Below are 24,883 nucleotides of genomic sequence, written 5' to 3' on the forward strand. Positions count from 1 at the left end.
GGCTGAGGCGATGGCCGAGCACACCACGGAAAAAGGGGCGCTGCCCCTTTTTTTGCGCCTGGCCGATGCTCGCCAGGGCCCGACCGCATCGCGCCGCGTCCTACTGACGACGAGCGGGTTCGGACGAATTTGATCGCGCTCGACGGCACCCTGCCGCGCTTCACCGTGGTTGCCACTTCTGCGGTCGCTGTCGCTGCGTGGGTTTGACGGCGACGGGGGATATCTCGCCGCATGCCATGGCGCTCCTTCATGCCAAAAAGAAAGTGACGCCTTACAGCCTTTCGCCCTACATTGCGGCGGATGGACTCCTCGCGCCCGTCCCAGCCGCTGTCGCCGGGCACCGGTGCGCGCCTGGCCCGCGCCGCCACGGCGGCGGACGCATTGCCCTGGTGGCGCCGCATCACCGTCCCTTTCGAGGTGCTCATCGCCTCGGTCGTGGTGCTGGCCATGCTGCTGCTCACGGCGCTGCTGGTCTACCAGGTGGGCACCAGCGCGCGGCAGGCGATGATCGATGCGTCCGACGAGAACGCGCAGCACATCAGCCAGTTGATCAGCGAGCGGGTGCACCGCATCGTGGACCCTGCGGACGCCACCATCCGCCTGCTGGCTTTCGACCCCATCGCTGCGGCCGCCAGTTTGCCCGCACGCCTGCTGCGCCTGCCGGTGCTGGCCAGCCTGCTGGAGCAGAACAAGCTTTTGTCGGCCGTGTTCATCGGCTACCCCGACGGGCAGTTTCTGCTGCTGCGCCCCATCCGCAACGCGGCCCTGCGCGCACGGCTGGAAGCCCCGGCCGAGGCGACGTACCTGCTGCAGTCGATGGCGCGGGAGCGCGGCGGTGCCAGCACCGTGGGCCGCTGGAGCTACTACGACGCGAAGCTGCGCCTGATCGATTCGGCCGTGCGGCCCGAATACCGGTACGACCCGCGCAGCCGGCCCTGGTTTGCCGACGCAGCGCTGCAGAAGGCGCAGGTGCTCACGGCCCCCTATGTGTTCTTCACCACCCAGGAGGTGGGCGTGACCCTGAGCCAGCCCACCGACGATGGGCGGGCGGTACTCGGCTTGGACGTGGCCCTGACCGACCTGGGCACCGAGATCGGCAGCCTGCGCCTGATGCCGCGCACCGAGATCGCCGTGGTGGACCCCGATTTGCGCGTGCTGGCCTACCCCGACATGGCCCGCGTGCTGGTGCGCAGCGAAGACGCTGGCTCGCCCCGGCTGGAGCTGCGCACGCTCAGCGCGCTGGGCGTGCCCAGCCTGCAGGCCATCCAGGCGATGGGGCTCAAGGCCGGGCCGTCGCACCGCTTCATGGCCGACGGCGAGGAGTGGCTGGCCAAGGTGCTGCCACTCACCTCGCCCCGCTGGCAGGGCCTGCAGGTCCTGATGGCGATCCCGACCCGGGAATTGCTCTCGGGCGTGAACGACAACCTGCGCCGCCAGGTCTGGCTGTCGCTGGGCTTGATTGCGCTCATGCTGCCGCTGGGGTGGCTGGCCGGGCGCAGGGTGGGGCGCAGCCTGTCGGGCTTGGCCATTCAGGCCCAGGCGCTGGCAAGGTTCGACTTTCGCCGGGCGGCGGTGCGCCGGTCGCCCGTGCGCGAGGTGCGGGCGCTGGGCCAGGTGATGGACCGCATGTCGGAGACCATTCAGGAGTTTCTGGACATTACCCACCACATCAGCGCCGAGTCGCGGCTGGACCTGATGCTGTCGAGCGTGCTGTTCGAGCTGGTGCGCGCCACCAGCTGCACCGCCGGGGCCGTGTACCTGGTGGAGCCGCAGCGCGCCGGGTTGCTGCGCACGGCCCGCTATTGCGAAGACCCGGACCACCAGTCGCGCTACCCGGACCACCTGCCGATGGGCCACTTCATCAACCATGGCGAGCCGCAGCCCGGCGATGAGCACGAAGACGACGATGCCGAGGCCGCCAGCCACCACCGCGTGCTGCGGGTGCAACTGCGCACGCGCGACGGGCAGCCGCTGGGCTTGCTGGTGCTGCGCTACCGGGTGACGCAGGGGCGGCAAGAGGACGTGCACTTTCGGGCGTTTGTGGAGAGGCTCTCGGGCACGCTGTCGGTGGCCATCGAGACGCGCAGCCTGATCGAGGGGCAAAAGAAGCTGTTCGACGCCGTCATCCGCCTGATGGCCGATGCCATCGATGCCAAGAGCCCCTACACCGGCGGCCACTGCGACCGTGTGCCGCAGTTGGCCGAATCGCTGATGCAGCGCCTGTGCGATGCCACCGAGGGGCCGTTCGCCCATGTGGCGATGACCGATGCCGAGCGGTATGAATTCCGCTTGGGGGCGTGGCTGCACGACTGCGGCAAGGTCACGAGCCCTGAGCACATCATTGACAAGGCCACCAAGCTCGAAACCCTGCACAACCGCATCCACGAGGTGCGCATGCGCTTCGAGGTGCTGTGGCGCGATGCGGAGCTCGACTATTGGAAGCAGCAGGTGGCGGGCGTGGACCCGGTGCGCCTGCAGCGCGAGCTCTTGCAGCGGCGCGACCGGCTGCAGGAGGAGTTTGCGTTTGTGGCCCGGTGCAACGTGGGTGGCGAGTTCATGGACGACGCCGATGTGCATCGCCTGGCAGCCATTGCGCGGCAGGTGTGGCAGCGCCATTTCGACGACCGGCTGGGCCTGTCGAAGGCCGAGGCGGCGCGCCTGGCCAAGGTGCCGGTGCGGCCCCTGCCGGCGAACGAGCCCTTGCTGGCCGACCGGCCGGAGCACATCGTGCCCTGGGGTGAGAGGCGTCCGCCGGTCGAGGCGGGCAACCCGGCCAACCGATGGGGCTTCGACATGACGCTACCCGCGCAGCAGGCGCACCTGGGCGAGCTGCACAACCTGTCCATCCGGCGCGGCACGCTCACGGCGGAAGACCGTTTCAGGATCAACGACCACATCGTGCAGACCATCGTGATGCTCAGCGGCCTGCCGTTTCCGCCGCACCTGGCGCGCGTGCCCAGCATTGCCGGGTCGCACCATGAAAAGCTCGACGGCACCGGCTACCCTCGCCGTTTGACATCGGCCGACCTCACGCTGGCCGACCGCGTGATGACGCTGGCCGACATCTTCGAGGCGCTGACCGCCGCCGACAGGCCCTACAAGCCTCCCAAGACGCTGTCCGAGTCGCTCAAGATCATGGCCCAGATGGTGCGCGAGCGGCACATCGATCCGGAGGTGTTCCGCTTCTTCCTGCAAAGCGGCGTGTGGCGCGACTATGCGCTGCAGTTCCTGCCCGAGGCGCAGCGCGATGCAGTGGATGTGGAGGCGATCCTCGCGTCGCTGGAGTGAGTGTGGCAAACCGAGCCGGGCGCTGCGGGTGGTGCAGCCCGGTTGCGGGCTTGCATCCCTTCAACCAGCCCCAGCAGTCAAAACAGCTCGACGTCGTCGTTGGCCACCTTGGCCGCGAGCTGTCCGCTGGACACCAGGTCGTCGTAGAAGCACACCTGGTTGCGGCCGTGTTCCTTGGCGTAGTAGAGCGCCTGGTCCGCCTGGCCCAGAATCTCGACCGGCGAGCCCTGCGACGTGCTCACGAACCCCAAGCTCACCGTCACGGTGCCCACCTGCGGAAAGTTGTACTCCTGCACCGCCATACGAAAGCGGTTGAACACGCGGTGCGCCGTGCTGAGCGTGGTGGAGCGCAGCAGCACCACGAACTCCTCGCCGCCGAAGCGGAAGATGCGGTCGTGGCTGCGGAACGAGCTGCGCAGGATGTTGGCGATCAGGATCAGCACCTCGTCGCCGTACAGGTGGCCGAAGCGGTCGTTGACCTGCTTGAAGTGGTCGATGTCCACCACGGCCAGCCATTGCTGCACGGGTTCGCTGGGCAGCGGGCCGTCTTCCGGAGCAAACGATTCGCTGATGGCCGCTGCGTTGCTGCTGGCCAGTGCGCTGGCATGGCGGGAGAACTGCTCGTCGAAGGTCTTGCGGTTGAACAGGCCGGTCAGCGCGTCGCGCTCGCTGTAGTCCAGCAGGCTCTGGTAGTTCTGGTAGACCTGGAACACGCCCTTGAGCACATCGAGCTTGTGGGCCGAGAACGGGCGGGACTGGGTGATCTCCAGGCACGTGCTGACCTTGTCCTGCATCCACACCGGCAGCCACAGCACGTACCGGCCCCGGCGGGGCGATGCCAGTGCGCTGTCGCCGTGGCTGGCCACGCATTCGCGCAGGGCGGGGTACTGGTCGAGGGCCTCGCGCCGGGGGTCGGCGGCGGCTTCCGAGTCGGTGGACACCAGGTTGCCGTTGTCGACCCAGGTGCGGGGCCGCACGTGCGGCACGCCGGCGTGGGTGAAAAGCTCCAGGGCCCTCACCTCGACGATGCTGCTGAGCTTTTGCAACGTGGACAACACCGACACTTCCAACCGCAAGTGATCGCGGTGGCCGGTCATCTCAACCAGATTCTGGAGAATGGGCTTCATCGGGGATGTACGTTGGGCCAGCGAGGACACGTTGTCAATGGCGTCTGTTGAACACAACATCCCACACACCGTGCCCGAGACGCAATCCGCGGTTCTCGAACTTGGTGAGGGGGCGGTAGTCGGGCTGTGGGGCAAAGCCTTCGGCAGTGTTTTGCAGCAGCGGTTCGGCGCTGAGCACCTGCAGCATCTGCTCGGCATAGGGCTGCCAGTCGGTGGCGCAATGCAGGTAGCCGCCGGGCTTGAGGCGCGCGGCCAGCTTGGCCACCAGCGGCGGCTGGATCAGGCGCCGCTTGTTGTGCTTGGTCTTGTGCCAGGGGTCCGGAAAGAAGATGTGCACGCCGTCGAGGCTGCCTTCGGTCAGTATGTGGTCGATGACTTCGACCGCGTCGTGCTGCAGGATGCGGATGTTGGTCAGCTCCTGCTCGCCGATGCGCTTGAGCAACGCGCCCACGCCAGGCTCGTGCACTTCGCAGCACAGGAAGTTGTCGCCAGGCCGCACCCGGGCGATGTGGGCCGTGGCCTCGCCCATGCCGAAGCCGATCTCCAGCACCAGGGGGGCGCTGCGGCCGAAGGTGGCGGTGGCGTCGATGGGGGCTGCGGTATAGGGCAACACGAAGCGCGGGCCGAGATCTTCAAAGGCCTTGGCCTGGCCGGTGGTCGTGCGGCCGGCGCGGCGCACGAAGCTCTTGATGGTCTTGGGGTGGGTCACACCGGCGGGAATGCCTCCGGTGGCGGCGGGGGCAACCGCAGCATCGGCGGCTGCGTCGGCGGGGGCTAAGGCGTTGTTCTGTTCAATCACGGTGCGCCATTGTAGTTTCGTCGCCACGCTGAAACCCACGCTTGTAACGCGTCTGAAATGCAACCAGTGTTTGCATCGGCCACGGGGGGCAGTTTCAGCACCCCGGCGGCCTGCGCCAGCGCGCGCAGCGGGTGGTCCAGGTCCAGCGCCTGCGCGCCGTTTTGCTTGGACAGCTTTTCGCCGTTCTCACCACACACCAGGGCCGTGTGCAGGTAGCGGGGCGTGGGGACGCCCAGGGCCTGCTGCAGCAGTATCTGGCGCGGGGTGTTGTCGGCCAGGTCTTCGCCACGCACGATGTCGGTGATGCCTTGCGCGGCATCGTCGACCACCACGGCCAGCTGGTAGGCCCACAGGCCGTCGGCGCGGCGCAGCACGAAGTCGCCCACGGTGTCGGCGACGTTCTGCTGCTGGGGCCCAAGGCGGCGGTCTTGCCAGTGCAACACGTTGGTTGCTATTGAATTAGTAGCTGCTTGCGCTTGCCTATCAAGCGGTAGAGGCCTTTTTTGCTCTAAATCGTGCACATTGAACCGCCACGAACGCGCTGTGCGGCCGCCCAGGCCATGGCGGCAGGTGCCGGGGTAGGGCAGCGCGGCGTGGCGCTCGCGCGCATGGCCCAGGGCCGCCTGGGCGTCTTCGATGTCCTTGCGGGAACAGGCGCAGGGGTAGGCGTCGCCTTGGGCGATCAGCTGGTCCAATGCCTTCTGGTAGAGATCGCTGCGCGCAGACTGCCACACGGGCGGTGCGTCGGGCACCAGGCCGCAGGCCGCCAGCTGCTGCAGGATGACGGTGTCGGCGCCGGGGATGCAGCGGGGGGTGTCCACATCTTCGATGCGCACCAGCCACTGCCCACCGTGCGCCCGTGCGTCCAGCCAGCTGGCCAGCGCCGCCACCAGCGAGCCCGCATGCAGCGGGCCTGTGGGCGACGGCGCAAAGCGGCCGATATAGCCGCCGATGTTGCGGCCGACATGGCCGCCGAGGTGCAGCTCCTCCGGGGGCGGGCCAGCCGTCATGCCACCGCGAGTGCCAGCTCCAGGCCCGACACGAAGGCGTCTTCCACGCGGTGCCCCAGGCACCAGTCGCCGCAGGCACCCAGGCCCATGCCGGCGTCCCACAGATGGGTCTTGCCCAGGGGGTGGGTGGTCTGGGCATAGCGCCAGCGGCGCGTGTCCGCATGCGCAGGCTGCGCGCGGATGCCGGTCACTTCGGAAAAGGCCTTGAGGAGCTTGGCCTGCACGCGGGCTTCGTCGTCTTCCAGGTGTTCGGCCGACCAGGCGGGGCTGGCTTGCACGGTCCAGCGCTCCACCACGTTGCGGCCGGGCTTGGAGGATTCGCGGGCCAGCCAGGCGATGCGGTGGTGGGTGCTGCGTGCGGCGTTCCACTGCGGGCCGAGCGTCGTGAGGCCCGGTCGCACGGCCTGCGGGTAGGCCAGCATCAGCGTCCAGCAGGGGGCGATGGCGACGGTGGACAGCGGGTCGGACAGGGGCGTGTCGATGGCGGAGCTGGCCAGCAGGGCCTGCGCGGGCACGGCCGGCTGGGCCAGCAGCACGGCGTCGAAACCGGCATAGACGTGCTGCGTACCACCGGCGCCTTCGGTGCGCAACTGCCAGCCGGAAGGGTTGACGGCGTCGCGCTCGATGCGCGAAACGCGGGTGTCGGTGATCAGCTGGCCCGCCAGGCGCAGCGGCTCGGCCCAGGTGGCCACCAGCGACTGCATGCCGGGGCTGGCCACCCAGTGCGCTTCGCGGTGCGGCAGCCCGACGGCGGCCACGCGGCCTGCGGCGTCGAGCACCTGCACGGAGTTGGCGCTCCAGCGCTTGCACACGCCGGGCACGGTGTCGATGGCGCGCGCAAAGCGCGGGTCGCGCACGGTGAAGTACTGCGCGCCCGCGTCGAAGTTGCCGAAGGGGCTGTCGATGGTGGCGGTGCGGCCCCCGGCGCGGGAAGATTTCTCGAATACCGTCACGCGGTGGCCGGCCTGCACCAGGGTGCGTGCGCAGGCGATGCCCGCCATGCCCGCGCCGATGATGGCGAAATGGCGCTGGGGTTTGCCGGATGCGGTGGTGGGGGCTGCAGGGGCTGCCTGCGGGGTGGAAGCGGGGGCGCTGGTGCGTCGGAGCCGTTTGGCGGGGAGGGGATCAGGTTTGCTCATGGAAGGCCTTTCGGTGACGGTCGACAGGTGAAATGCAATGCAAAACCAACAGGACAAAACCAACAGGAACCACTCTACACGCGGCGCTGCCCGCCTGGCGCCTGATCGGGGTCAGAAGTGATGGTGGTTTTCCAGCAGGGCGCGGCGGGTGGCGGCGCTTTGCAGCTGGGTCAGCCACCACTGCAGCGCGCGGCCCGGCGCGGTGAAGCCGGGGCCGCCCCAGGCGTAGTGCACGCGCACGTTGCGTTCGGGGCGCGCCACCTGGCGGGCGACCAGGCGGCCGGCCTCCACGTACGGGCGCACCATGGGCTCGGGCAGAAACCCGCCGCCCAGGCCGCGCAGTTGCACGCGCACCTTGGCCTGCATGGTGTCCACGGTGAGCACGTCCTGCCCGCCCAGCAGGCCCATGGTGGCGCCGCCGCGCGTGGCCGAGTCGGCCACGGCCACGGCGCGGTGCTGCAGCAAGGTGGCGTCGGTGATCGGTTCGGGCACAGCGGCCAGCGGGTGGTGCGGCGCCACGACGTAGATGAAGAGCACGTCGCCCAACGGTGCCTGCTGCAGGCCCGCGATGCTGGCGCCGGACACCGACACCCCGATGGCCAGGTCCGCGCGGCCCGATGTCAGTGCCTCCAGCGTGCCGGTCATGATGCCGTCGCGCAGCTTCAGGCGCGTGGGCGGGGCCATGGCGTAGAACGCATCCACCAGCTCCAGCATGGTGTGGGGCGAGATGATGCCGTCGACCGAGATGGTGAGCTGCGGCTCCCAGCCCGTGGCCACGCGGCGCACGCGGTGGGCCACCGCGTCGATGTCCTGCAGCAGCCGCGCACCTTCGCGCAAAAGCTCCACGCCCGCCTCGGTGGGCTTGGCCTGGCGTGCGCTGCGGTCAAAGAGCAGCACATCCAGCGCGTCCTCGATCTGCCGCACCCGGTAGGTGAGGGCGCTGGGCACCAGCCCCAGCTGCCGCGCCGCCGCGGCAAAGCTGCCGGCCTCGGCGATCACCTGCAGCATGGCGAGCGCATCGGGGGTGAGGACATCGCGTGCGTTTTGCATGGTTGCCCCATGGTAATTCAATTTTTTTGAATATTGCCATCAATCCGGCAGCGCCTGCCACGGCGCACGCCGCCCTACAGTGAGGGCTTGAAAGGGGCACGCACCATGCTGACTGTTCGCAAATCCCAGGACCGCGGCCATGCCGACCATGGCTGGCTCCAGTCGTTCCACAGCTTTTCGTTCGCGGGCTACTACGACCCCGAGCACATGGGCTTTGGCAACCTGCGCGTGATCAACGAAGACCGCATTGCCGCCGGCACGGGCTTCGGCACGCACGGCCACCGCGACATGGAGATCATCAGCTACGTGCTGTCGGGCGAGCTGGCCCATAAGGACAGCATGGGCAACATCGTGGGCATACCGCCCGGCGACGTGCAGTTGATGAGCGCGGGCTCGGGCGTGACGCACAGCGAGTTCAACCATGCCGAAGGCCAGAGCACGCACTTCCTGCAGATCTGGATCGAGCCCAACGTGCGCGGCATTGCGCCGAGCTACGCCCAAAAGAGCTTTGCAGAGTCCGGCAAGCGCGGCGCGCTGCGGCTGGTGGCGTCGCCCGATGGCGCGCAGGACTCCGTGCGCATCCATGCCGACGCTGCGGTGTACGCGGGCTTGCTCGACGCGCAAGAGGCCGTCACACTGGCGCTGAACCCCGCACGCAAGACCTATGTGCACCTGATCCGCGGTGCGCTCAAGGTCAACGGACAACCCCTGTCGGGCGGCGATGCCGCGCTGATGGAAAACGAAACCGCCTTGTCGTTGACCCATGGCCACGACGCCGAGGTGCTGGTGTTTGACCTGGCCGCCTGAAGCTTCACCCACCCGGTGTTCGCACCGTTCTTTTTCTTTTCATCCACACCATCCACCTGAGGAGTCCACCATGCTCGCCAACCTGCAAAACCCCTTCGCCCTGGCGTCCCGCTTCCTGCTGGCGGCACTGTTCCTGCCTGCGGGCATCAGCAAGATCACCGGCTTTGCTGGCACGGTCGGCTACATCACGTCCGTGGGCCTGCCCATGCCGACGGTGGCGGCCGCCGTGGCCGCCGCGGTCGAGGTGCTGGGCAGCCTGGCGCTGATCTTCGGCTTCGGCACGCGCTTTGCGGCCCTGGCGCTGGCGGTGTTCACCCTGGTGGCGAGCTTCTTCTTCCACGCCTACTGGAGCCTGCCGGCCGACAAGCAAATGATGCAGCAGCTCATGTTCTTCAAGAACGTGGCGGTGAGCGGTGGCCTGCTGGCTTTGGTGGCCTTTGGCGCCGGTGGCTGGAGCCTGGACGCACGCCGCGGCGAACGCTGATGCGATGCAACCCCCTTGCCTTGGCCGCGCGCAGTCGGCGCGGCTGCGGTGAAGGGAGCGCTGAGGCGGGGTGAGCGACGGTATCGTGCTTCGCTCGGCCCCTTCGCCGGCCTGACGGGCTGGCATTTCCTTTCGTTTTAAACCCCTTTGAGGAGTTTCTCCATGGCACAGATCGCAGTTGTTTACCACTCTGGCTACGGCCACACCCAGCGCCTGGCCCAGGCCGTGGCGGACGGCGCAGGCGCCGAGCTCATCGCCATCGATGCCGATGGCAACCTGCCCGAAGGCGGCTGGGAGACGCTGGCCGCTGCCAGCGCCATCATCTTCGGCACGCCCACCTACATGGCCGGCCCGAGCTGGCAGTTCAAGAAGTTTGCCGACGCGTCGTCCAAGCCCTGGTTCGGCCAGGCCTGGAAGGACAAGCTGTTTGCCGGCTTCACCAACAGTGCCAGCATGAACGGCGACAAGCAGATCACGCTGGACTACCTGTACCACCTGGCCATGCAGCACGGCGGCCTGTGGGTGGGCAACGGCATGATGCCGGCCAACTCCAAGGCCGCGACGCGCGACGACGTGAACTGGATGGGCTCCTTCAGCGGCGCGATGTCGCAGTCGCCCTCCGATGCGTCGGCCGCAGAGATGTTCCCGGGCGACCTGGAAACCGGCCGTCAGTTCGGCCAGCGCGTGGCCGCCGCGGCGCAGCGCTGGGCGCGCTGAGCCAGCACCGCGACGGCACTGAACCTGCGCCGGATGGCGCTACAGTGCCAGCGACCTGAAAAACTACCAAGGCGCACAAGGAACCTATGGCAATCGAACTGCAGCGCATTCCCGGCGCGCCCATGGCCCAGGCCGTTCACATCCGCAGCCACGAATTCGTGGCGGATGCCAGCGTGGAAGAGGGCGGGGCCGATGGCGGCCCCAGCCCGCACGACCTGTACGACGCGGCACTGGGTGCCTGCAAGGCGCTCACCGTGCTGTGGTACGCCCGGCGCAAGGGCCTGCCGGTGGAAGACGTGAAGACCGTGATCGAGCGCGACGCCTCGGCCGAGCGCGCGGGCACCTACCGCCTGACCGCACGCCTGCAGATCAGCGGCAACCTGACCGACGCACAGATCGTCGAGCTGGAAACCGTGGCGCACAAGTGCCCGGTGCACAAGCTCATGACCACGGTCACCACCGAGATCGACACCACGGTGGAGCGCATGGCATGAGCGCCGTGCCCCGCCGCCTGACACCCACCCGCACCGCAGTGCGCTGCACGGAGATGTACCCATGAGCGATGCCATCCTGCAACTGAAAGGCCAGGCCAAGGACCTGGGCGGCGGCTTCACCGTGCGCCGCTTGCTGCCGGCGGTGCAACGCCAGGCGGTCGGGCCGTTCTTGTTCTTCGACCACTTCGGCCCCGTGACCGTGGTGCCGGGCGACAGCCACGACGTGCGCCCCCACCCGCACATCGGGCTGGCGACGGTGACGTACCTGTTCTCGGGCGCGATCATGCACCGCGACAGCCTGGGCTATGTGCAGCAGATCGAGCCGGGCGCCATCAACTGGATGACCGCCGGCCGCGGCATCGTGCATTCCGAGCGCCGCCCCGAAAGCCTGGTGGACAAGACCTATGTGAACCACGGCATCCAGCTGTGGACCGCACTGCCCGTGGCGCACGAAGAAGCCGAGCCATCGTTCGTGCACACGCCGTCGGCAGACATCCCGGAAGTGCGGGTGGGCGAAGCGACGGTGCGCGTGCTGATCGGCAGCGCATTCGGCCAGGCGTCGCCCGTGGCGACGTATTCGCCCACGGTGTACCTGGACGTGCAATTGCCCGCCGGGGCCACGCTGGAGATACCCGCGCTGGCGCAGGAGATGGCGGTGTACACCGTGGACAGCCCGGTGCAGCTCAACGGCGAGGCCGTGGGTGCCCAGCTGCTCGCGGTGATGGATGCAGGCCAGGCCATGCATCTGTCCGCGCCCGGCGAGGCGGCCGCGCGCCTCATGGTGATCGGCGGCGACGCGCTGGAGGCCCCGCGCCACATGTGGTGGAACTTCGTCTCCAGCCGCAAGGAGCGCATCGTGCAGGCGGCAGCCGACTGGGAGGCCCAGAGCATGGGCCAGGTACCGGGCGAGGTGGAATGGATTCCGCTGCCCGAGCGCCGCTTCAAGCCCTGACAGGGCGCGGCGCGGGCGGATGCCGGGGACCACAGGCACCCGGCATCTGTCGGCGGGCATCCGGTCAAAACAACCCCTGCCGCCCGCTGGCAGGGCGCTGGGTGCTCATTTTTCAATAGCAGTCGTGTTTGACCGGTGGTGGTGCTGCCCACGGCACCCGCCGAACTGTGACCGCTTCAGGCTGTGCCGGTGGCGGGTGGCAGTGATGTCGACGCTGCGGCAGCGTCACTGGCGCCGGTGCCTGCTGCCTTGCTGGCGATATCGCGCACAGGGGTGGTCGCATCGGCCGACAGGTCACTGGTCAGCACCGCCCGTTCATCGAACACGAAGCAGCCGCCGTGGTAGTGCGCGCCATCGGTGAGCTCGAAGTACTTGAGGATGCCGCCTTCGAGCTGGTAGACGTGCGGCAGGCCTTCCTCGTGCATGAGGATGGCGGCCTTTTCGCAGCGGATGCCGCCGGTGCAAAAGCTCACCACGGTCTTGTCCCGCAGTTCCTCCTTGTGCGCCCGCAGGGCCGGGGGGAACTCGGTGAACTTGTCGATGCGCCAGTCGATGGCGTTGTCGAAGGTGCCCTGGTCCACCTCGAACGCGTTGCGCGTGTCCAGCGTCACCACTTCGCGGCCCGCGTCATCGTGTCCCTGGTCCAGCCAGCGGTGCAGCGTGGCGGGGTCGACCGACGGCGCGCGGCCCGCGGCGGGCTGGATGGTCGGGTGGTCCATGCGGATGATCTCGCGCTTGACCTTGACCAGCATCTTGCGAAACGGCACCGCCGCAGACCAGCTCTCCTTGGGGTCCAGGTCGGCAAAGCGCGCATCGGTGCGCAGCGCATCGACAAAGCCGCGCACGGCGTCGGCAGGCCCCGCCAGAAAGAAGTTGATGCCTTCTTCTGCCAGCAGGATGGTGCCTTTGAGTCCGGCCGCGGTGGCGCGGGCGTGCAGCAGGTCGCGCAGCGCTGCCGCATCGGGCAGGGGCACGAACTTGTAGCAGGAGATGTTGAGGATGGTGTCGGTGGAGTTCACGGCAAATGGAGCATTGCGGCGGCGCTGAAGGGGCGGGCCTGTCGTACTGCGCAACGTATGACTGTGCGGTCGCCTGGGCGGCGGTGATACGGCGGCGGCCTGTATGCCCAGGCACCGCATAACCGCACGGTGCTTCGGCGCCAGCCCACCTGCAGGTTCAGGCTCACGGCGCCGTCAGGTCACGGGCGTCAGCAGGGCGCCTTCGATCTTGTTGGCCAGCTGGGCAATCGCCAGGGCGGCCGGGCAACCGGGGGTTTGCAGCAGCAGCAACTGGCGGCGCATCACGGCGTCGCGCACGGACGGGTCGGCGGGGATGTCGCCCATGTGGATGAGCCGCATCGGGCGGCCCGACTCGGTGCTCACGAATCGATCCAGCACCTGCTGCAGCTGGCTGGCAATGGCGCGGCCATCACCGGCGCGCGCCGCCTGGTTGATGACCATGCGCACGTGCTGGCGCTTTTGCTGCATGGCCAGCACCTTGATGGCGGCGTAGGCGTCGGTCAGCGAGGTGGGCTCGGGCGTGGCCACGACCAGCACCTCGGAGGCGAGCGAAATCGAGAACAGCACCACGTCGGAAATGCCGGCACCGGTGTCCAGCAGCACCACGTCGTACTGCGGGGTCAGCGCCTGGATGACGCTCAGGAACTGGCCGCGCACCTCCGGCGTCAGGCGCGAATATTCCACCATGCCGGAGCCGGCCAGCAGCACATTGAAGCCGCCGGGCGCCTGTATGACGGCTTGGTCGAGCGTGGCCTTGCCGGTGAAGACATCGTGCAGCGTGATCTTGGGGTGCAGGTTCAGCACCACGTCCAGGTTGGCCAGCCCGAGGTCGGCGTCGAGCACCAGCACACGGTGGCCGCGGCGGGTGAGGGCGGCGGCCAGGTTGGCCGATACGAAGGTCTTGCCCACGCCGCCCTTGCCGCTGGTGATGGCGATGATGCGGGCGCCGCCGGGCGTCTGGGCCTGGGGCATGGCGTGGCCGGCAGGGGCTGCCGGCGATGGGGGTTGGGGGGACAGCGCGTCGCTCATCTTCTAACTTTCAGTAGGCGCTGCCTGTTGGTGGGTCCAGTGGGGGCAGGTCGCCCCAGCCCGAGGGAGTGTAGAGCGGGCCGAACAACAGGCTTTTCTCTTCGGCACTGACGGTGCTGTCAGGTTGCTCCTCGATGCTGATGCGGTTGCGGCCCCCGGCCTTGGCTTCGTAGAGCTGCTGGTCAGCGCGGTCGGTCCACAGCAGCGTGGTGGAGCGGATCCACTGCATGGCGAATGCGCCGCCAATGCTCACGGTGATGTTGAGCTCGACCGAACCCGAGACCCGGATCGGCGTATTGGCCACGGCACGGCGAATGCGCTCGGCCACCACGCTGCCGAAGCCGGCCTGGCAGGCCGGCAGCACCACGGCGAATTCTTCGCCGCCGTAGCGGGCCAGGGTGTCCATGGGGCGCACGCAGGCGTCCAGGGTGCGGGCCACCGACTGCAGCACGATGTCGCCGGCCAGGTGGCCGTGCGTGTCGTTCACCTTCTTGAAGTGGTCGATGTCCAGCATGAGCAGCAGCGCGGCTTCGCCGGAGCGCGTCACGCGGTCGATCTCGCGTTCGAGCACCGCCCGGAAATGGCGGCGGTTGGCCAGCCCGGTGAGCGGATCTTTCAGCGAGAGTTCGCACAGCCCGTCGATCAGGCTTTGCAGGTAGCTCGCCGGCACGTCCTGGCGCAGTGCAGCTTCGCTGCCGCCAGCCTGAGCCACCAGCGCGTGGGCAGTATCCAGGCGGAGGTCGCGCAGATCTACAAGATGAGAGGCTGCAGAATCAGACACAAATCGGAGCAAAAAGAGTTTGGGAAGTGTACCAGCGCCCCAGCAAAAAGAGGGCCAGCCGCTGGCATAGGTTTAAACCCGCATCACGCAGCGCCAGCAGGCCGGGACAGCTGCTGAAGGGCCATCAGCGCTTCGGTGTCCGTGCGGTACATCGCCAGGCCCGAACCCGGCTCCAGCAGGCCCGCCTGGCGCAGCACCCTCTCGGCGGGCAGCTTGAGGCCGCTCACGTGCAGCGTGCCGCCGCGCGCGCGCATCAGCGCCAGCAGCTGCGCGAAGGTCTCCACACCGGTCACGTCGACCCGGTTGATGGGCTGGGCCAGCAGGCACAGGTGCACGACGTCGGGGTGGGCGGCCATGTGCTCGTTCACCCACCGCTCCAGGGCGCTGGCGGACGCGAAATCCAGTTCTGCGTCCATGCGCAGGGCCAGCAACTGGGGCGCCAGGGGCGGCAGGTGCCACAGGTGGCGGTCGCGCAGGCTGCCGTCCGGGTGCAGGCCCACCTCGATGATGCGCGGGTGCAGCCGCTGGTACAGGAAGTGGCTCAGGTTCATCAGCAGCCCCACCAGCACGCCCCAGTACATGCGCGGCGCGGTGGCCAGCGTGAGGGCAAAGGTAACCCCGCCGATCACCGCCTCCACCCGGGACACGCGCCACAGGCGCAGCAGCGTGCCGGGCTTGATGAGGCTGGTGACCGCCGTCACCACCACCGCCGCCAGTACCGACTGCGGCACGTGGTACAGCGCCGGCGTGAGCCACAGCAGCACCACCAGCACCAGGCCGATGGCGAACAGCGTCGCCCAGCCGCTCTTGGCGCCGGCATACAGGTTGATGGCCGAGCGCGAGAACGACGCGCTGGTGGCAAAGCTGCCGCACAGCCCGCTGCTGATCTTGGCCAGGCCCTGGCCGATCAGGTCCTGGTTCTCGTTCCAGCGCTCGCCGGAACGCTGGCTTTCGACCTTGGCGCTGGAGGCGGTCTCCAGAAAGCTCACCAGCGTGACCACCAGCACCGGCATGACCAGCGCGGCAAAGCCAGACCAGGGCAGGGCGCCCGGCCAGTACGGCGCGGGCAGGCCGGACGGCAGGGCGCCCACCACGGCGCCGCCCGCGTCCGCATACCCGAGCGCCCAGCTCAGCGCGCCCGCTGCCCCCACCACGACGATGGCGGCGGGGAAGTTGGGGCGCCAGCGGCGCGCCAGCATCAGCAAGGCCAGGCTGCCGAGCCCGAAGGCCGCCGCCGTGAGATCGAAGAGCCCGGGCGAGGGGGTGGACAGCAAGGCCCCCCAGTCGGCCCGCAGGCCCGTGAGCGCCGCCAGCTGCGAGCCCAGGATCAGCAACGCCGCCGCCTGCGTGAACCCGCTCAGAACCGGCGAGGTGACGAGGTTGAGCAGCCAGCCGAAGCGCGCCAGACCCATCACCAGCTGCAGCAGGCCGGACAGCAGCGCCATCCAGGCCGCCATGGCCACCCACTGCGCGCTGCCCGGCTCCGCCAGGCCGGTCAGCGAGGCGCCGATGAGCAAGCTGGTGAGCGCCGTGGGGCCCACGCCCAGGCGGGTCGACGAACTGAACAGCACGGCCACCAGCGCAGGGATGAGCGAGGCGTAGATGCCGGTGATCAGCGGCATGCCGGCCAGTGCGGCGTAAGCCACCCCCTGCGGCACGAGCATCAGGCCGACGGTCATGCCGGCCCAGAACTCCCCCTTGATCAGGCTGCGGTCAGGACGGGGCCACGAGAGAAAGGGGAGCCAGCGGGCCAGGGAAATGCGCGACATGCTGCGATTGTCGCGCCTGGCGAAGGCCGGTTTTGACTGCGCAGGCAGGGGCGGGTGTCCTACAGAGGGTTCAGGGCCGTCCGACCCGGCGGGTGAAGGGGGCTGCCTACAGTTCGATCCATATCCCAACCCAAGGAGTCTGACCATGAACACCACCGCGATTTCCCACCGTCCCGCACACCGCATCGCCAGCATCCTGGCTGTGAGCGCACTGGCCCTGGGCCTGTCGGCCTGCGGCAAGAACGAAGAGCCCACCGTGGGCCAGCGCCTGGATTCGGCCGTCGAAAAGACGGAGCAGGCCGCAGCTGACGCCCGCGTCAAGGCTGAAGCCGCGATGCAGAACGCCGAAAACAAGATGGAGCAAAGCGCCGCCAACGCAGAAGTCTCTGCCAAGCAGGCCGCCAACAACGCCAAGGGCGCCATCGATGACGCCACCATCACCGCCAAGGTGAACGCTGACCTGGCCAAGGACCCCGATCTGAGCGCGCTCAAGATCAACGTCGACACCGTCAACGGCAAGGTCACCTTGAACGGCCCCGCTCCCACCACCGTGGCCCGCGAGCGTGCCGAAACCATCGCCAAGGCTGTGGACGGCGTGACCGCCGTGAACAACCAGCTGGTGGTCAGCGCCAGCTGATCCACCAACGGCGCCCTCCAGCGCCACTGAAGGTACCGCGCGCCGCGCGGGGTTTGAGGCCCCGCGCGGCGCGCTACCATGGCCGGATGAAAGACGCACATTCCGAGCAGTTGGCGACCCGCATCGTCCACCACGACTACGTTCCTCCCGGCGACTTCGTCTCGCCCCAGCCGGGGGTCTTCAAGGCTTCCACCGTCATCTTCCCCAACGTGGCTGCGATGCGGTCGCGGGAATGGAAGGACAAGAGCGGCTACACCTACGGCCTGCACGGCACCCCCACGACCTTCATCCTGGAAGAGCGCTTGTGCACGCTCGAAGGCGGCCTGCAGTGCCTGCTGGTCCCGAGCGGACTGGCGGCCATCGCCAATGTCGCCCTGGCGCTGCTCAAGCCCGGCGACGAGGTGTTGATCCCTGACAACGCCTACGGCCCCAACAAAGACCTCGCCAACGGCGAACTGCGCCGCTTCGGCATCACCCATGCCTTCTACGACGCCCTCGACCCGGCCGACTTGGCCGCGCGCATCACGCCCGCGACCAAGCTGGTGTGGCTGGAGGCCGCGGGCTCGGTAACGCTGGAGTTTCCGGACCTGTGCGAACAGGTGCGCATTTGCCGCGCGCGGGGCGTGACCACGGCGCTGGACAACACCTGGGGCGCGGGCCTGGCGTTTGCGCCGTTCGATCTTCTGGGCGACGGCACCCTGGGCGTGGACATCTCGGCCCACGCATTGACCAAATACCCCAGCGGCGGCGGCGACGTGCTCATGGGCAGTGTGATCACCCGCGACGTGGGGCTGCACATGAAGCTCAAGCTCACCCACATGCGCCTGGGCCTTGGGGTAGCGGGCAATGATGCCGAGGCCGTGCTGCGCGCGCTGCCCAGCATCGGCCTGCGCTACCGCGCCCATGACGAGGCGACCCGCCAGCTGGCGCGCTGGATGCAGCAGCAGCCCGCGGTGGCCCAGGTGCTGCACCCGGCCCTGGAAGGATCGCCCGGCCACGCGCACTGGAAGGCCCTGTGCGGCAGTGCCAACGGCGGCCAGGGGGCGGCGGCCGGTTTGTTCAGCGTGCTGTTCGACGCGCGCCACACCCAGGCGCAGGTGGATGCTTTCTGCGACGGCCTGCGCTGGTTCAAGCTCGGCTACAGCTGGGGCGGGCCGATGAGCCTGGTGGTGCCCTACGAGCTGCCCAGCATGCGCAGCCAGAGCACGCAGCACCTGCGGCAGGGCACGCTGGTGCGCTTCTCGGTGGGGCTGGAGGCGGTGCAAGACCTGCAAAACGACCTGCAGCAGGCGATGGAGCGCGCGTTCACGCAGTGATGCCTTGCGCCGCGTGAAGGGCGGGGAAGGGTGACGGAGGGCGATGTACGGCGGCGAGGGGCGGGGTGGTAGTTTCCTCAGTGGCGCCCCGGCGCTGGCGGGCTTAGTGTGGCGGCATGACTGCCACATCTCCCACGCCCGTGCCCGTGCCCGACGCGTCTGCGCCATCGCAGGCCCAGTGCGCGGAGGCGATTGCGGGGCAGGCGCTGCATGACACTGCTGCGCCCATTGCGCTGCGACGGCTGCATGCGGCAGACCCTTTTCGCTGGCTGCTGCGCGGCCTGCACGACATGCGCGCTGCGCCGGGCATCGCGGTGTTCTATGGCGTGTGCTTCTGGGGCATGGCGATGCTGCTGGGCTGGGTGTTGCGCACCCGCCCTGAATACACCATGTCCCTGGCCAGCGGCTGCCTGCTGCTCGGCCCCTTCCTGGCGATGGGCCTGTACGACACCAGCCGCCGCCGCGAGGCCGGCCAGCGGCCGCAACTGAGCGAATCGCTGACCTGCTGGGACAGCCACATGGGCAGCATGGGCATGCTGGTGCTGGTGCTCGTGGTGCTGGAGCTTTTGTGGGGCCGCGCGTCGCTCGTGGTGTTTGCGGTGTTCTTCAACACCGGCATGCCATCGACCACAGGCGTGCTCGATGCCGTGTTCAACCCGCAGAACTGGAGCTTCGTGGCGGTCTACGCGGTGGTGGGCGGCGTGTTCGCGGCGCTGGTGTTTTCAACCTCCGTCGTCTCCATCCCGATGATTCTGGACCGCGACACCGATGCGCTCACGGCCGGCATCACCAGCGTGCGCGTGGTGCTGGAGAACGCGGTGGTCATGCTGCTGTGGGGCGCACTTATCACGGCCATCGTCGGGCTGTCGTTGTGGTTCTGGGGCGTACCCCTGCTGCTGGCAGGGCCGCTGCTCGGCCACGCGAGCTGGCACGCCTACCGGGCGTCGGTAGCGCCGCCTGGCTTGTCAGGCATTGCACCGGGCCTTGGGGGCGATCGCGTTGGGGTACCGCTGCCATGAGGTGCTGCGGCGGGCCCTGCAGGGGCGCCCGCCCGTGTGCGCCACCCTGCGCTCGGCCCGCAAGATTTTTACGGCTTTGGTGCCCTGGAGGCCAGCACCATCTGCCGTTTGCAGGCCACGCCTGGCATCCAATGGTGGCAGGGCACTTGCAAGGGCCCAAAGGGCGCAGGGCAGCTTCTTGGTGGCATGAATCCACGCCCAGTTCATGCTGTTACAGTGGGCCATTACTTCAGGAAGCAACTACCTTGGCAACACCCAACTACGGATACGAAAAACGCCAGCGCGAACTCGCCAAAAAGCAGAAAAAGGAAGAAAAGCTGAGGGCCAAGTCCCAGCGCCGGCCGGAAGACCCGCCCGAGGAGAACTCCGGCGAGGGCGGCCAGCCCGGTGGGGATGCACCAGCGCCCGGCCAGCCCGGCGGCGCCGGCGCCTGACCTCAGCGCAGCAGTTTCTTCAGCTCCGGCCACACGTTGGCCAGCATCTGCGGGTGCGCTTCGGCGCGCGGGTGGATGCGGTCGGGCTGGAACAGGCGGGTCGGGTCCGGGCCATCCGCCACACCTTTCAGGAAGAAAGGCACCACCGCCGCCTTGCGGGCCTGCGCCACCGTGGTGAACAGGGCCGCGAACTTGTTGGCGTAGTCGGTGCCATAGTTGGGCGGCACCTGCATGCCCACCAGCAGGACCTTGGCGCCAGCCTTTTGCGCAGCCTCCGTCATGGCGGTCAGATTTTCTTGCGTATTCTTGAGCGGCAGCCCGCGCAGGGCGTCGTTGCCCCCCAGCTCGATCACCACGTGCGTGGGCTGGTGCTGCGCCAGCAGCGCCATCAGGCGCGAGCGGCCGCCCGAAGTGGTCTCGCCGCTCACGCTGGCGTTCACCACGGTGGCGGCGAGCTTTTCCTGGGCCAGCTGTTTTTCCAGCAGGGCCACCCAGCCGGTGCCACGGGCCAGTCCATATTCGGCGCTGAGCGAGTCGCCCAGCACCAGGATCAGGGGTTGCGTGCGCGGCTTGGTGGGGGCCGGGGCCACGGGTGTCTTGGCCGAGGACTGCGCCAGCGCAGCGGGGGCGCAAATCCCCACCGCGAGGCCGAGAGTGGCGCTCAGGATAAAGTGGCGCCGGTGCGTCAATCCGATCAAAGTAAAAAACCTTTCATGTCCGAATCCCTCTCATCCCCTGTGGCGGCGGCCACTGCCGCTGCATCTGCCACACCGATTATTGCCGTCGAGCATGTGTTCAAGTCGGTGACGGATTCCACCGGCACGCTCGACATTCTGCGGGATATCGATTTCCGCCTGGCGCCCAGGGAAACGGCGGCGATCGTGGGGGCATCGGGTTCGGGCAAGAGCACGCTGCTGTCGATCATTGCGGGCCTGGACACGCCCACCCGCGGTACGGTGCGGCTCGACGGGCATGACCTCTTCGCGATGGACGAGGATTCGCGCGCCGCGCTGCGTGCGCAGAAGGTCGGCTTCGTGTTCCAGAGCTTTCAGCTCATGGGCAACCTCACGGCGCTCGAAAACGTGATGCTGCCGCTGGAGCTGGCCAACCGCCGCGATGCGCGCAAGGCCGCGGCCGACATGCTGCAGCGCGTGGGATTGGGCCAACGCCTGGGCCACTACCCCAAGGTGCTGTCCGGCGGCGAGCAGCAGCGTGTGGCGTTGGCACGGGCCTTCGTGGTGCACCCCGCCGTGCTGCTGGCCGACGAGCCCACGGGCAGCCTGGACTTCGCCACTGGCGAGACCATCATGCAGCTGATGTTCGACCTGAACCGCGAGCAGGGCACGACGCTGGTGCTGGTCACGCACGACCGCGCCATCGCCGCGCAGTGCGAGCGGCGCATCACCATCGAAGCGGGCCGCGTGGTGTAGGACCCGCACGGCAACGCAACGCGCCATGGCGAATCGCCTCGCCGTGCACCTCACCGAGCGCAGGATAGGGCTGCACACCGTGTGCACGGCCCGTACCCGCAGGGGCCGCACGCGCCGCATTCAGGTCTTTTTCGGCACCTCCCGCGCTTCCAACAAGCGCGAGCAGCTATTTAATTGATAGCAACGTGACGGGCACCCCTGCTGCCAGCGGATAATCGCCCGATGTCCAGCCCCAAAGTTCTCTTCGGCTTTCACGCCGTGGGCGTGCGTTTGAAGACCGCGCCGAAATCCGTCATCGAGATTTACTACGAAGTCACGCGGCGCGATGCCCGCATGCGCCAGTTCCTCGACCGCGCCCGCGAGGCCGGTGCCCGCCTGATCGAAGCCGACAGCGAGCGCATCGCCAAGCTGGCCGGCAGCCACGGCCACCAGGGCGTGGCCGCGCGGGTCGAGCCGGTAGCCCAGATCACCTCGCTCGATGAACTGCTCGAAAACCTCGAGGCCGCGGGCGTCGAGCAGCCCTTGCTGCTGGTGCTCGACGGCGTGACCGACCCGCACAACCTGGGCGCCTGCCTGCGCGTGGCCGACGGCGCGGGCGCGCACGCGGTGATCGCCCCCAAGGACCACGCGGTGGGCATCAACGCCACCGTGGCCAAGGTGGCCAGCGGTGCGGCCGAGACCATGCCGTACTTCATGGTGACCAACCTGTCGCGCACGCTGAACGAGCTCAAGGAGCGCAACATCTGGTGCATCGGCACCAGCGACGATGCGCCCAAGACCATTTACCAGGTGGACCTCAAAGGCCCCGTGGCCCTGGTGCTGGGCGCCGAGGGCGACGGCATGCGCCAGCTCACCCGCAAGAACTGCGACGAGCTGGTCAGCATCCCCATGAAAGGCGCGGTCGAGAGCCTGAACGTCTCGGTGGCCAGCGGTGTCTGCCTGTACGAGGCGCTGCGCCAGCGGACATGAAACACCACCCGAGCCACTGTGCGTCTGGCGCCCCGCCGATGGCAGGGCATGGGACGGCATGCGGTGGCTCGGTGAGTCGCATTCCTCGGGCACGCGGGCTTCGGCACACCGCCCTCAATCACATGCCACCAGTGGCGCGCAGAGCGCGGGGCTACTGACATGCTGGACATCGCCCGATCCTGGGTTCAGCAAGCGCAGCGCATTGCGGTGCTGACCGGGGCGGGCGTGAGTGCGGAGTCGGGCGTGCCCACCTTCCGCGATGCGCAGACCGGCTATTGGGCGCAGTTTCGCGCCGAAGAGATGGCCACGGAAGAGGGCTTTCGCAACCACCCGGAACGCGTGTGGAACTGGTACCAGTACCGCCGCGACCTGTTGGGCGGCGTGCAGCCCAATGCGGCGCACTGGGCACTGGCCGACTTCGAGCAGCAACACCCGGGCCGGCTCACCCTGATCACCCAGAACGTCGACGGATTGCACCAGCGGGCGGGCAGCAGCGGCGTGCTGTGCCTGCACGGCGACATCCTGGAGAACCGATGGCTCGACACCCCGCGCGCGTGCTGCCACATTGCGGACGCGGTCCAGGGAGAGCCACCGTACTGCGACCGCTGCGGCAACCTGGTGCGGCCCGGCGTGGTGTGGTTCGGCGAAGCTTTGCCCCATGACACGTTCGCCGCTGCGCAGCTGGCCGTCCACCAGTGCGCGTTGATGCTGGTCATCGGCACGGCAGGCGCCGTGTACCCGGCCGCGGGGCTGGCGCGCCAGGCGCGGTCTGCCGGGGCGCGGGTGGTGGTGCTCAACCCGGCGCCGAGCGAGCTCGATGATGCTGCGCATGCCGTGCTGCGTGGCACGGCGGGCAGCTTGCTGCCGCAGTTGCTGGCGGTGTGACCCACGCCACGGTCGCTCAGTCTGTCTTCCAGGCCACAGGCCGTGAACCGCTGCACAGCGCGCAACGGCCTCGTTCTCCTTCGCACTTTTCGGCTGCCTGGCCGGCCGGCTGCTGATCGCCTCTGGCCGCGGTAGAGAGCTGCCCCTAGGGACCCTCTGCACGAATCATCGCGCCGTGTGCATCTGCGGTCTCGGGCGGCCTGCGGCGTTGCCAATACTCGCAATAGCTACGGCTATTGCTGCGTCTTGCGCCTTGCACTCCATCCCGATCCGCAGCGCACACTTGGCAGCTCGATGCGTGCAGAGGATCCCTGGCGGTTTCGTTGCAGGAATGCGGCGTCGTGTCGCACAGCGGACACCGGCCGGGCAGGCACAGCCTGTAGCCTGCGCCACCTTTCACATTTTGTTTCCGTTACCTTTGGGGCGTTCCACACCATGAGCCGTCGTCACTTTCTTCTGCGTGCCACCCAGGTCGCTGCTGCCACCGGGCTTCCCGCATGGGCCCACACCGCGATGGCGGCTGAAGAGGCGCTCACGGCCAAGTCGGTGACGCTGGGCTGTTCCATCGCGCTGACCGGCCCGCTGGGCCAGGCCGGCATCGAGCAGCTGGCGGGCATGAAGGCCGCGTTCGCCGAAGTGAACGCCGCAGGCGGCGTGCACGGCCGCGAGATTCGCATGGAGGTGAAGGACGACGGCTACGTGGCCGCCCGCACCCTGAAGAACGTGACGGACATGGTGGACGCCCAGTCGGTGTTCGCGCTGATCTCGCCACTGGGCACGGCCAATACCGCGTCCATCCTGCCGCTGGTCGAGTCCAAGGGCATCCCGACCGTGGGGCCGGTGACCGGCGCCACCTCGCTGCGCGCCGCTGGCAACCGCCACGTGTTCTTCCTGCGCCCCACCTACCGCGAAGAAACGCAGCGCCTGGTCAAGCAGATCGTGGACATGGGCCTCAAGCGCATTGCCGTGGTGTACTTGGACAACCCTTTCGGCAAGGAAGTGCTCAAGGACATGTCTGCCGCACTGGACGAGATCAAGGTCGAGCGCGGTGGCGAATTTGCGCTGGCGGTGGATGGCAAGAACGGCGCCGAGCTGGCCGACAAGGTCGCCGCCGAGCGCCCGGGCGCCGTGCTGCTGGCCACCACGGGCACCGCCAACACGGCGTTTGTGCAGGCGTTTCGCGCCAAGGCCCAGGGCGTGCCGCTGGCGGGCCTGTCGGTCACGGTGATCGCGTCCGAGATGCCCAAGCTCGCTGCCTCCACGCGCGGCCTGGCGCTGGTGCAGGTGTTTCCGGATGCCAACTCGCAAAAATCGGTGGCGGTGCGCAAGTTCCAGACGACCATGAAGGCCGTGGGCGCCAATGCGGCGTTCCTGAACAGCGGCAGCGCGCTCGAAGGCTGGTTCAACGGCCAGATCATGATCGAGGGCCTGAAGAACGCGGGCAAGGACCTCACGCGCGACCGCCTGCGCGCGGGCCTGGCGGGCATTCGGGCGCTGTCGTTCGGCGACTTCAACGTCGGCTTTGGCAACAAGGCACCGTACATCGGCTCGGACGCGATCTACCTGGCGGTGTACGCCGAGAACGGCCGGCGCATCAGTTGACCGGCCCCTGGTCACTCGTCACTCGTCGCTGATCACTGATCACTGATCAATAGTTTTCAGCAACGAGCTGTCCATGGCGGGCGGCGCCCCCTGGAGCATCGCCTTTCAGGGGTGACCTGCAGTGAC

25 protein-coding genes are annotated in these 24,883 nt (G+C 68.3%); 15 read left to right on the top strand and 10 right to left on the bottom strand.

Annotation, left to right across the window (positions count from 1 at the left end; all coding sequences use genetic code 11):
• The first annotated feature begins 300 nt into the window (after positions 1-300).
• A complete protein-coding gene (locus ACIGHN_RS17785) occupies positions 301-3,288 on the top strand; it encodes an HD domain-containing phosphohydrolase (protein WP_396505392.1) in 2,988 nt (995 codons plus the stop codon).
• Between the two features lie 77 nt (positions 3,289-3,365).
• Here ACIGHN_RS17785 and ACIGHN_RS17790 read toward each other — a convergent pair whose 3' ends face one another.
• The 5 genes from ACIGHN_RS17790 to ACIGHN_RS17810 form a co-directional block, all read right to left on the bottom strand.
• On the bottom strand, positions 3,366-4,415 hold the full coding sequence (locus ACIGHN_RS17790) for a GGDEF domain-containing protein (RefSeq protein ID WP_056421453.1): 1,050 nt from the start codon (positions 4,413-4,415) through the stop codon (positions 3,366-3,368).
• Positions 4,416-4,449: 34 nt separating this feature from the next.
• Positions 4,450-5,214: a tRNA (guanosine(46)-N7)-methyltransferase TrmB gene (gene trmB / locus ACIGHN_RS17795; RefSeq protein ID WP_396505393.1), complete on the bottom strand. Its 765-nt coding sequence runs from the start codon at positions 5,212-5,214 to the stop codon at positions 4,450-4,452.
• Positions 5,211-6,224 carry a tRNA glutamyl-Q(34) synthetase GluQRS gene (gene gluQRS, locus ACIGHN_RS17800; protein ID WP_396505394.1) on the bottom strand — a complete coding sequence of 338 codons (1,014 nt, stop codon included), beginning with the start codon at positions 6,222-6,224 and terminating at the stop codon, positions 5,211-5,213. Before gluQRS ends, trmB begins: the two co-directional genes overlap by 4 nt.
• On the bottom strand, positions 6,221-7,363 hold the full coding sequence (locus ACIGHN_RS17805; RefSeq protein WP_396505395.1) for an NAD(P)/FAD-dependent oxidoreductase: 1,143 nt from the start codon (positions 7,361-7,363) through the stop codon (positions 6,221-6,223). The genes gluQRS and ACIGHN_RS17805 overlap by 4 nt, the downstream gene beginning before the upstream one ends.
• A 111-nt stretch (positions 7,364-7,474) precedes the next feature.
• Entirely contained in the window at positions 7,475-8,413 is a 939-nt protein-coding gene (locus tag ACIGHN_RS17810) for a LysR family transcriptional regulator (protein WP_056421450.1), read from the bottom strand.
• A gap of 105 nt (positions 8,414-8,518) precedes the next feature.
• Between ACIGHN_RS17810 and ACIGHN_RS17815 the strand changes: the two genes are divergently transcribed.
• The 5 genes from ACIGHN_RS17815 (at position 8,519) to ACIGHN_RS17835 (ending at position 11,867) form a co-directional block, all read left to right on the top strand.
• Positions 8,519-9,220 carry a pirin family protein gene (locus tag ACIGHN_RS17815; protein ID WP_056421449.1) on the top strand — a complete coding sequence of 234 codons (702 nt, stop codon included), beginning with the start codon at positions 8,519-8,521 and terminating at the stop codon, positions 9,218-9,220.
• Positions 9,221-9,290: 70 nt separating this feature from the next.
• Entirely contained in the window at positions 9,291-9,704 is a 414-nt protein-coding gene (locus ACIGHN_RS17820) for a DoxX family protein (protein ID WP_056421448.1), read from the top strand.
• Between the two features lie 162 nt (positions 9,705-9,866).
• The gene (locus tag ACIGHN_RS17825; protein ID WP_056421447.1) at positions 9,867-10,421 is read left to right on the top strand and encodes a flavodoxin family protein; all 555 of its coding nucleotides are present in this window, start codon (positions 9,867-9,869) and stop codon (positions 10,419-10,421) included.
• Between the two features lie 86 nt (positions 10,422-10,507).
• Positions 10,508-10,915 (top strand): OsmC family protein, encoded by a 408-nt coding sequence (locus ACIGHN_RS17830; RefSeq protein WP_396505396.1) that lies wholly within the window; start codon positions 10,508-10,510, stop codon positions 10,913-10,915.
• A gap of 61 nt (positions 10,916-10,976) precedes the next feature.
• Positions 10,977-11,867: a pirin family protein gene (locus ACIGHN_RS17835; RefSeq protein ID WP_396505397.1), complete on the top strand. Its 891-nt coding sequence runs from the start codon at positions 10,977-10,979 to the stop codon at positions 11,865-11,867.
• Between the two features lie 176 nt (positions 11,868-12,043).
• On the opposite strand, the gene ACIGHN_RS17840 is transcribed toward ACIGHN_RS17835, so the two are convergent.
• The 4 genes from ACIGHN_RS17840 to ACIGHN_RS17855 all read right to left on the bottom strand — a co-directional run bounded on the left by ACIGHN_RS17840 (position 12,044) and on the right by ACIGHN_RS17855 (position 16,465).
• A complete protein-coding gene (locus tag ACIGHN_RS17840) occupies positions 12,044-12,886 on the bottom strand; it encodes a sulfurtransferase (RefSeq protein WP_396505398.1) in 843 nt (280 codons plus the stop codon).
• A gap of 174 nt (positions 12,887-13,060) precedes the next feature.
• Positions 13,061-13,915, bottom strand: a complete 855-nt coding sequence (locus tag ACIGHN_RS17845; RefSeq protein WP_056421444.1) for a MinD/ParA family protein — start codon at positions 13,913-13,915, stop codon at positions 13,061-13,063.
• A 10-nt stretch (positions 13,916-13,925) separates the two neighbouring features.
• A complete protein-coding gene (locus ACIGHN_RS17850; protein ID WP_056421443.1) occupies positions 13,926-14,696 on the bottom strand; it encodes a GGDEF domain-containing protein in 771 nt (256 codons plus the stop codon).
• An 83-nt stretch (positions 14,697-14,779) separates the two neighbouring features.
• Positions 14,780-16,465 carry a SulP family inorganic anion transporter gene (locus ACIGHN_RS17855; protein WP_396505399.1) on the bottom strand — a complete coding sequence of 562 codons (1,686 nt, stop codon included), beginning with the start codon at positions 16,463-16,465 and terminating at the stop codon, positions 14,780-14,782.
• A gap of 145 nt (positions 16,466-16,610) precedes the next feature.
• Here ACIGHN_RS17855 and ACIGHN_RS17860 point away from each other — a divergent pair, with 145 nt between their 5' ends.
• The 4 genes from ACIGHN_RS17860 to ACIGHN_RS17875 all read left to right on the top strand — a co-directional run bounded on the left by ACIGHN_RS17860 (position 16,611) and on the right by ACIGHN_RS17875 (position 19,871).
• On the top strand, positions 16,611-17,102 hold the full coding sequence (locus ACIGHN_RS17860) for a BON domain-containing protein (protein WP_396505400.1): 492 nt from the start codon (positions 16,611-16,613) through the stop codon (positions 17,100-17,102).
• An 86-nt stretch (positions 17,103-17,188) separates the two neighbouring features.
• Positions 17,189-18,418 (top strand): PLP-dependent transferase, encoded by a 1,230-nt coding sequence (locus tag ACIGHN_RS17865; RefSeq protein WP_396505401.1) that lies wholly within the window; start codon positions 17,189-17,191, stop codon positions 18,416-18,418.
• 116 nt (positions 18,419-18,534) lie between these two features.
• Positions 18,535-19,437, top strand: a complete 903-nt coding sequence (locus ACIGHN_RS17870; protein WP_396505402.1) for a DUF2189 domain-containing protein — start codon at positions 18,535-18,537, stop codon at positions 19,435-19,437.
• 245 nt (positions 19,438-19,682) lie between these two features.
• Positions 19,683-19,871 carry a hypothetical protein gene (locus ACIGHN_RS17875; protein WP_056421439.1) on the top strand — a complete coding sequence of 63 codons (189 nt, stop codon included), beginning with the start codon at positions 19,683-19,685 and terminating at the stop codon, positions 19,869-19,871.
• Between the two features lie 2 nt (positions 19,872-19,873).
• Here the strand turns inward: ACIGHN_RS17875 and ACIGHN_RS17880 are convergent, their stop codons facing one another.
• Positions 19,874-20,569 carry an arylesterase gene (locus ACIGHN_RS17880; protein WP_056421438.1) on the bottom strand — a complete coding sequence of 232 codons (696 nt, stop codon included), beginning with the start codon at positions 20,567-20,569 and terminating at the stop codon, positions 19,874-19,876.
• 15 nt (positions 20,570-20,584) lie between these two features.
• Here ACIGHN_RS17880 and ACIGHN_RS17885 point away from each other — a divergent pair, with 15 nt between their 5' ends.
• The 5 genes from ACIGHN_RS17885 to ACIGHN_RS17905 all read left to right on the top strand — a co-directional run bounded on the left by ACIGHN_RS17885 (position 20,585) and on the right by ACIGHN_RS17905 (position 24,757).
• Positions 20,585-21,301: an ABC transporter ATP-binding protein gene (locus tag ACIGHN_RS17885; protein WP_396505403.1), complete on the top strand. Its 717-nt coding sequence runs from the start codon at positions 20,585-20,587 to the stop codon at positions 21,299-21,301.
• Between the two features lie 25 nt (positions 21,302-21,326).
• Positions 21,327-21,479, top strand: coding sequence for a hypothetical protein (locus ACIGHN_RS17890; RefSeq protein ID WP_396505404.1), 153 nt, complete (start codon positions 21,327-21,329; stop codon positions 21,477-21,479).
• A gap of 44 nt (positions 21,480-21,523) precedes the next feature.
• Entirely contained in the window at positions 21,524-22,270 is a 747-nt protein-coding gene (gene rlmB, locus ACIGHN_RS17895) for a 23S rRNA (guanosine(2251)-2'-O)-methyltransferase RlmB (protein WP_056421436.1), read from the top strand.
• 159 nt (positions 22,271-22,429) lie between these two features.
• Positions 22,430-23,155 carry an SIR2 family NAD-dependent protein deacylase gene (locus ACIGHN_RS17900; protein ID WP_396505405.1) on the top strand — a complete coding sequence of 242 codons (726 nt, stop codon included), beginning with the start codon at positions 22,430-22,432 and terminating at the stop codon, positions 23,153-23,155.
• A 435-nt stretch (positions 23,156-23,590) separates the two neighbouring features.
• Positions 23,591-24,757, top strand: coding sequence for an ABC transporter substrate-binding protein (locus tag ACIGHN_RS17905; RefSeq protein ID WP_396505406.1), 1,167 nt, complete (start codon positions 23,591-23,593; stop codon positions 24,755-24,757).
• Positions 24,758-24,883: the final 126 nt, after the last annotated feature.

The organism is Acidovorax sp. NPDC077693, assembly GCF_044542805.1.
Taxonomy (GTDB): domain Bacteria; phylum Pseudomonadota; class Gammaproteobacteria; order Burkholderiales; family Burkholderiaceae_C; genus Acidovorax.